Genomic DNA, 5,662 nt, shown 5'->3' with positions numbered 1-5,662 from the left:
GTAGATGAGTTTAAGCAGGTTATTAAGATAGATCCAAATAATGCTATTGCCTACCAATGGTTAGGGGAAGCGTACCTTAAACTTGGTCAAAATCAAAATGCAATGGAGGCTTATGAGCAAGCTATAAAGCTAGAGCCTTATAATCCTATTAGCCACAATGGGCTAGCAATAACGTACCTTACGCTTGGCCAATATCAAAAAGCAATAGAAGAGTTTAAGCAAACTATAAAACTAGAACCTCATAATGCTAATGCTCATTTTGGACTAGGGATGACATACTTGTTCATGGGAGATAAAAGCTCTGCTTTGGAGGAATATAACATCCTTAAAAACATAGACGAAGTGCTTGCAAATGCGCTATTTGGGCGCATTTATCCATAACAATAGAATTCTGGAAACCTTATCATAATAAGGGGAAACAACCCCTTAACCCGTTGCTTTCCCAAAGCCACGAATAGAAGGCCCTAGAAGGCTCAAGTTTGAAATAATAGGGTTATCGGACCCCCTAAAAGGAAAACAACGTTTCTAGGGCCTTTATTTTGCGTAAAAGAGACAACCCCCTATCCTTCCCCTTTGGGTAAGATCCTATGACCAAACCCCTTTGCCTGTACAAAACCGACCGTTTTTGTATATAAAAACAAGGTCTTTAAATCATAGATTTAGGCTCATATAGACATTGTCTTGATCTTCTTGAGTGATCCCGATATAGGCCAATGTGATTGAAGGGCTTGAGTGATTGAGCAGTTTTTGAATGACGGCCAGGTCTAAGCCTTTTTTGTAGGCATGATAGCCAAAGGTCTTGCGCATGGTATGAGTGCCGACAGGTTCTTTTATGCCGGCCATACGGCATGCTTCGTTGATGATCCTATAGGCTTGAATGCGTGAAATAGGGCCGTTGCCTTTCCGTGATGGGAATAAATACATACCAGAGCCAAGGTGGCTGTTCTCCAAGTACTCTTTGAGGGCCTTTTTAGCGGTTTCGCATATCGGGAAATCCTTAAACTTGCCGGTCTTTTTCTCCCTAAGGCTTATTCGATCCTTGATCTTGCCTTGTTCATCGAGCACATCGGAAACCTTGAGGCGCAACAGGTCTGAAATTCTAAGGCCGGAGTTGATCCCTAACACGAACAATGCATAATCCCTTAAGCTCTTTGCCCTGAGATACTTTTTTATGGCCTGGATCTTGCGTGTGTCCCTTATAGGCTGTACGTACTCCATTCTCCCCCACCCCTTAATGTAACATATTATACTAAAATTATAGCTTATGTTACATTTGTAAGCAAGAAGAAAAATAAAGATATACCGTAGAAGTGTCTTAAATGTAGTCTACGACTAGGTTTGCGCCCTTTAATTGAATGTAACAAAATCACAAAGTGTTACATTTGCCGGTTTGTTTTGTATAGGTTTCTATAGCTAGTTATTGCTAAAAGTGTAAAAAGGCAATAAAATAACAACTAGGGGAAAAGGGGGGAAGGCCGAATGGTGGAGCTTATAACACCCCAAGAGGCTGCGAAACAGCTTAAAGTGACAGATCAGACGATCAGAAAGATGATCAAGACCGGCAAAATAGAGGCTTACAAGGTCGGGGGTAGATGGCGCATTGAAAAAACAGAGATAACCAAGCTACTGAAAAGGTCGAGGATTAAGGCGTAGGCCATGGCCGAGGAGCTATATACCTTCAAGGAAATATGCCAGATGGCAGGAATACCTTACAGCACAGGTAGATATTACAGATCCAAGCATGGAGAATTCATTGCACCTGTTGGCACTTCCATTAGCACTGTTAGCACTGGACGCAATAAAAAGTATACAAAGCAGGCCGTGGAAGTGCTAACGTTCATTAGCAATGCTTACAAAACAGGGGCAAGTGCTAACGAAGTGCAACAACGCTTAAGCCAGCATTTTCCTATATCCGTGAGCAATGAGGAAGAAGTGTCACAGTGCAGTGTAACAGTGCAACGCAACGAGAATGAGGACGTTAGCAATGCCATTGCACCGTTAGCACTTATCGCCAACATGGCACAAGAGCAGAAGGCCATAAGGGAGGCCCTGCAAAAGATCGCCGAAACCCTTGAGAAGGCCAAGGAACAGGAGCAGGAGATAGCCAAACTAAGGGCAGAGATCGAGGATCTGAAGAAAGAGAAGGATCCACCCTGGTGGAAGAAGCTTTTATTTTAGCTTGTACTCTCCATTCTGCCCATTTTCTGCCCATTTTCTGCTTACATCTTGAATTGCTCTAAATGTAGTAGTAGCATAAAGCATAGTAAGCATAAATAGTGTGGAGGTGAGGCTATAGGCTAGTTGATCAAGGATAATTAAAGCGGTTTTGTAAGTGAATAGTCTATGGCTTTCAGCATAAAAAAAATGCTCAGAGCTGGCGACTCTGAGCGCTGAAAGCCAAGCCGGTTATCCGGCAAAAGGAAATCTGCTGTTATTAATAATATTGCATCTGGTGTTATATTGCAATACATAACCATGCATAGCAATCCGTAGCAGTACATAGCAATACGCAATTACACCCTATGCAATAAACAAGCTTATGCAGATGTTAGGTGCAGGATAACCGGCTGAGGGATAACCCTTTGCCGGTTTTTTTATTGGGCAGGGCAGAGGGCCAGGAGATTAGAACAGACACGAAAGGAGAAGATCAACAGATGGCAACGTCAAAAGTTCAAAATCCCTTTACGGCAATTAGGAAAAATCTAGGTTTGACGATCAGAGACATGGCCCAGGCGCTTAATATTTGCTTTTTGACAGTTTCACAGACAGAGCAAGGGCTAATAGCACGGCCTAGAACTTACGCAATAGCTTTAGAGCGAGCGGGGATCATAGACAACGCAGAAGAGCTGATCAAGGCGCATTTGAAGTGGCTTGAGTACAACAAAAAGGCCAAGCTGGAGGAGCTTAAAAGAAAAGTTAGCGCACTATAACACCTACGAAAGAAGGCGTTAGCAATGTATGACAATTCAAAAGGCCATTTTGGAGTGATAAACACCAGGCGCTGGCAAGAACTACAGAAAAAACTAAAGGTCACACCTATAAGCATGTATGTGCTAACGGAGTTGCTAGTGGGTCGCTACCGGAATTCATTGGGGGCGATCCACTTGCCCTTTGCTATACAGTCAATAGCAAAAGCCACACACTTAACTGAGGACGAGGTACACAAAGCCTTTTTAGAGTTACAGGAAAAAGGGCTAATAGTGCATGACGAGGAAAACGAAGTTGTCTTTGTGCTGGAATACTGGAGGCACAACAAGGTTAGCAGTACTAAGCACGCTGCGGGCGTTTGCTCAAAGATAGCAGACCTACCAGACACCTTTGCTTTCAAAGCTATGGCCGAAACTTTTGCCGAGCTTTTGCTTGAAGCCTGGAGAGACGATCAAGCACACACCCCTGTAGTTAGCAAGAAAACCAAAAAAGCTTACCAGCCAACTGCAACCCGATATATTCAAATCATGTGCTTATTGCTTGAACGATGCCGAGATTTAGAGCTTGTTCCAAAAATAAACAAAACCGTCAAAAACATAATCTTGAATGAGCTAGATCAAGATACCCCTATGCATACCCCTATCGATACCCCTATCGATACCCCTATGCATACCCCTATCGATATTACTGATACTGAAACTGATACTGAAACTGATACTGAAACTGAGACGGAAGACTTAAGACAGAAGGGCCCAACTTTGCAAAAAACCGGCAAGCTAAAAGCTCACTTAAGCACAAAAGGCCAAAACTACAAAAACCTTACGAGCCTATTAGGGGAGGATCTGAATAACGAGGAAGCTAAGAAGATTGCAGAGCTTGTTTATATTGCAAAGCCTTTCGTAGAAACAACATCAAAGATCTTAAATAAAGACACCTGGAAGGAGCATATTTTAGAACTGCCCTACGTATACGACGAAGAAGGGACGGTTATTCTAGAGCTAGACTCTGAAGACATTAAAAGCTTGATAGATCGCTTTATGCAAAAAAATTATTCAAAGGCTAACGATAAGAGCATCGTTCTTTTTAACAATCGAGACATCAAAAGAAATTTAGCCTATGAACAAGGTTTGCTTTAAGTTAAGCACTTTGTTGTTGATCGATACCACCCTTTTAGCGCGCGGCCCCTTGGTCGTGCGCTTTGCTTCTTGTTAGAGTGGCTAAGGGGTGCCCTTAATGGCCGGCGCGCGCTCCCTTGAGTTGCTTTAAGTGTTGCATTTATCCTGTTGAGCTACGGTTTATGTAAGCATTAATCATTGAGCTAAGTGGTAGTAATCACAAAAATTTTGTTATACCGTGTGAGTGTGTTTTGAGACATGGCTACCGTTCCCTTTGGGGGATACTACCCCCCTAAAACGAGCTTTATTCTAGATCCACACATGATTGCTTAGCCTAAAGCTTTAGCTGATATAAATATGCTTTTTACCCCTTCTTGTGAAAGAGATGACATCACTTTGTGTTAAGTTTCACTTAATTAAGAGCTAGTTTAATACTTTAACTGTCTTGTGAGGTTGCTAGGAGTAGGTGATAATTGAACAAAAAGAAAGGGGTGGTGGCCTTGGAAGACCTGGTTTATTTAATGTTGCATGTGATGTTGCTTGCTTTTTTATCGTTTATAGGAGCCTTTGTGTTGCAATTTGCCACAAAATCGTTGTGTGAATTCGAACCCCCGTATGAAATAGTTTTCAAAGCCTGTTTCATTCTTTCGATCATAGCAGCAATCATTCCTTTTGTTCTTGGTGCTGTTTTTCAAGGAATAAGGCCAAGAATTGTTGATAAGGCAATGGTACTTTGGATACTTTTATCTTTTAGTACATTTACCGTTTTTTTGGGCTTCAAACTCAAACACCCAGAGTTTGGATCCATTGGAATAAAAAAAGGAGCCATACTTGGCCTAATTCTAATGACTACGTTGCTACTTCTGTACAAAATAATTGCACCTTTAATGATTTCTTCTATGGGGGATTTTGAGGATTTTCTTAGGTCTCTGTAGGGGGTAACAAATCCCTAGCCCTTTAAACTATGAGACCGCACGCCGACCTTCACGTGAAACTTCGCAAAATCCCACGAGGGGGGGTTATGTTTTCTGCGCTCCCGCCTGGCCCCAGTAAGGGAGTTTTACCACGCTGTAAAAAAGAATTCCTTGACGCTATAAAAAAGAGAATGCGCTCCCCTAGCACCTGGAACAGGAAACGGAAACGAGGCCTAGCACCCCCTGTAGCTAAGGGCACCCCGTGGCTTTTCCCGACCCCTACAGCTACACCCTCAGAAGAACCTATCTATTACCCGTGAGAGCACAATAGAAGGCCCTAGAAGGCTTAAGTTTACAAAAGGTAGCCCCTTATACCTCTTTTCAAAAAAACACCCCTTTACAGGCCTATAAATAACCTCTTTTTTAGGCACTTTTTTAATGATTTAAATGCCTTGCGAGGTCGTTAGGAGTAAGTAATAATAAGGGCAAAGGGGGCATTCAAAATGCGTAGGTATGTTTGGGTAGTGCTCATTGTTTTTGTGGTGTCTATTGTTTCCTTAGGTATATTACATCCTGCCGGCGCAACAGAGGTTCAGAAATTGATAGATAAAGGCTTTAAATACTTTGAGCTTGGTCAATACCAAAAAGCAGTAGATGAGTTTAAGCAGGTTATTAAGATAGATCCAAATAATGCTATTGCCTACC

8 protein-coding genes are annotated in these 5,662 nt (G+C 42.2%); 7 read left to right on the top strand and 1 reads right to left on the bottom strand.

The features are described from left to right. Positions 1-381: tetratricopeptide repeat protein (locus tag H0Z19_RS11585; protein WP_290726773.1), on the top strand; the 381-nt coding region annotated here is incomplete at its 5' end. 270 nt (positions 382-651) lie between these two features. On the opposite strand, the gene H0Z19_RS11580 is transcribed toward H0Z19_RS11585, so the two are convergent. Next, positions 652-1,218, bottom strand: coding sequence for a site-specific integrase (locus tag H0Z19_RS11580; protein ID WP_290726770.1), 567 nt, complete (start codon positions 1,216-1,218; stop codon positions 652-654). A gap of 261 nt (positions 1,219-1,479) precedes the next feature. Between H0Z19_RS11580 and H0Z19_RS11575 the strand changes: the two genes are divergently transcribed. The 6 genes from H0Z19_RS11575 to H0Z19_RS11550 all read left to right on the top strand — a co-directional run. Then, complete coding sequence (locus H0Z19_RS11575; protein ID WP_290726768.1) at positions 1,480-1,653, top strand: helix-turn-helix domain-containing protein; 174 nt, start codon at positions 1,480-1,482, stop codon at positions 1,651-1,653. A gap of 3 nt (positions 1,654-1,656) precedes the next feature. Next, entirely contained in the window at positions 1,657-2,178 is a 522-nt protein-coding gene (locus H0Z19_RS11570) for a MerR family transcriptional regulator (protein ID WP_290726767.1), read from the top strand. A gap of 419 nt (positions 2,179-2,597) precedes the next feature. Further along, a complete protein-coding gene (locus H0Z19_RS11565) occupies positions 2,598-2,930 on the top strand; it encodes a hypothetical protein (RefSeq protein ID WP_290726765.1) in 333 nt (110 codons plus the stop codon). 24 nt (positions 2,931-2,954) lie between these two features. Beyond that, the gene (locus tag H0Z19_RS11560; protein ID WP_290726762.1) at positions 2,955-4,064 is read left to right on the top strand and encodes a hypothetical protein; all 1,110 of its coding nucleotides are present in this window, start codon (positions 2,955-2,957) and stop codon (positions 4,062-4,064) included. 473 nt (positions 4,065-4,537) lie between these two features. Next, a complete protein-coding gene (locus H0Z19_RS11555; RefSeq protein WP_290726760.1) occupies positions 4,538-4,978 on the top strand; it encodes a hypothetical protein in 441 nt (146 codons plus the stop codon). Positions 4,979-5,460: 482 nt separating this feature from the next. After that, positions 5,461-5,662, top strand: a 202-nt coding sequence (locus H0Z19_RS11550; protein ID WP_290726758.1) for a tetratricopeptide repeat protein, incomplete at its 3' end; no start/stop codon positions are given.

Origin of the sequence: Archaeoglobus sp. (assembly GCF_017656475.1) — an archaeon.
Lineage (GTDB): Archaea > Halobacteriota > Archaeoglobi > Archaeoglobales > Archaeoglobaceae > Archaeoglobus.
This window is presented reverse-complemented; position numbering and strand designations above follow the sequence as displayed.